At 74.5% G+C, this 2,090-nt stretch carries 1 protein-coding gene; it reads left to right on the top strand.

Going from position 1 to position 2,090, the window contains the following annotated elements:
- On the top strand, nt 1-2,090 hold a 2,090-nt coding region (locus ABZ749_RS34335), incomplete at both ends, for an acyltransferase domain-containing protein (protein WP_357235383.1).

The raw sequence follows: 2,090 nt of genomic DNA, 5'->3' as shown, positions 1-2,090 counted from the left end.
GCGTGGACCCGCACGCGCTGATCAGCGAGGGCACCCCCGCGCTGCGGGCACTGCGCCGGGCGGAGGCCTGGCCCGCTGACACACCGGTTCGCGCCGGGATCACCGCGATGGGGTTCGGCGGCATCAACACCCACATCGTCCTGGACAACTCCCGTTCACGCCGCAGGTCGACACTGGACACCCGGACGCGCGCGCTGGCCACCGGCCTTCAGGACGCCGAACTGCTGGTGGTCGACGCGCCCACTCCGAATGACCTGGTGCAGCGGCTGGACCAGCTGATCGAGTTCGTGCCGTCCCTGGCGTACGCCCAGCTCGCCGACCTGGCCGCGACCCTGCACGGTGAGCTGCGCGAGCAGCCCTTCCGGGCGGCCGTGGTCGTCTCCTCGCCCGAGGACGCCGAGCGGCGGCTGCGCAAGGTACGCGACTCGGTGGAGGCCGGGGAGACCCGGATGTTCTCCGCCGACGGCCGCTGCCTGGTCGGCCACGTCAGCGGGCCGGGACGGATCGGTTTCCTCTTTCCCGGCCAGGGCTCCGGACGGGGCGTCAGCGGCGGCGCGCTGCGTCGCCGGTTCGCCGAGGCGGAGGAGGTGTACCAGCGGGCGAACCTGCCCACCGGCGGCGACGTGGTGGCCACCGAGGTGGCCCAGCCGCGCATCGTCACCGGCTCCGCCGCGGGCCTGCGGGCGTTGACCACGCTCGGCATCGAGGCCGCCGTGGCGGTCGGTCACAGCCTGGGCGAGATCTCCGCGCTGCACTGGGCCGGCGCGATCGACGAGGCGGGCCTGCTGCGTATCGCCGCCGTGCGTGGCCAGACCATGGCCCGGCACAGCGCGTCCGGCACGATGGCCAGCCTCGGTGCCGCGCCGGAGGCCGTCGACCCGCTGATCGCCGACCTGCCGGTGGTGATCGCCGGCTACAACAGCCCCGACCACACCGTGATCGCCGGTGCGGAGGACGCGGTCAGGGCTGCGTGCCGGAGGGCGTCGGACGCGGGGCTGAACGCCTCCGTCCTGTCCGTCTCGCACGCGTTCCACTCGCCGCTCGTGGCCCCGGCCGCCTCGGCGTTCGGTGCGGCGCTGGCCGACGAGCCGTTCCGGCCGCTGGACCGGCGGCTGGTCTCCACTGTCACCGGCGACGTGCTGCCGGCCGACACCGACGTGCCCGCCCTGCTGAGCCGCCAGATCACCGACCCGGTGCTGTTCACCCTGGCGGTCACCCTCGCCGCGAAGGACGTCGACCTGTTCGTCGAGGTCGGGCCGGGCCGGGTACTGACCGGGCTGGCGTCCCGGACCACCGATGTACCAGCGGTCGCCCTGGACACCGACGAGGAGTCGATCGCCAGTCTGCTCAAGGTGGTCGGCGCGGCGTACGTGGTTGGTGCGGCACCGGTGGACAGCGGCCTGTTCCACGGCCGGCTGATCCGGCCGCTCCAGATCGGCCAGCAGTTCTCCTTCCTGGCCAGCCCGTGTGAGCAGGCACCGCCGCTACGGCTCCCGGAGGCCACCGCCGCGGCGGCGCTCACGCCGGCCGCCCGGCCCACCGAGCCGACGGTCACGGACCTGCTCGGCGAGTCCGCCGAGGAACAGCTGCGCCAGTTGGCCGCCGAGCGGGCGGAACTGCCGCTGGAGACGGTGCAGCCGGACAGCCACCTCCTGGACGACCTGCACCTCAGCTCGATCACCGTCGGCCAGGTGGTCAACGACCTCGCCCAGCGGATGGGTGTGCCGACCGCGGCGCTGCCCACCAACTTCGCCACGGCCACCGTCCGCGAGCTGGCCGAGGCGTTGGACGAGTTGGCCGGTACGGCTGGGCAGGCCGGGTCGGTGACCGAGCCGTTGGTGGCCGGAGCCGCCGCCTGGGCCCGGCCCTGGCGGCTGGACCTGGACGAGCTGCCCGCGCCCGCGCGGGTGGCTCCCGAGGAGACCGGCCGGTGGCGGGTGCACGCCGCACCCGGACACCCCTGGGCCGACCGGTTGGCCAGCGCTCTGCAGCGGGCGAACCTCGGCGACGGGGTGCTGGTCTGCCTGCCCGACCCCTGCCCGGAGGAGGCGCTCGACCTGGCGCTGACCGGGGCCCGGGAGGTACTTGGC

The organism is Micromonospora sp. NPDC047753, from assembly GCF_040642735.1.
GTDB lineage: Bacteria > Actinomycetota > Actinomycetes > Mycobacteriales > Micromonosporaceae > Micromonospora.
The sequence above is the reverse complement of the archived record's forward strand: the minus strand, read 5'-3'. Positions and strand labels throughout refer to the sequence as shown.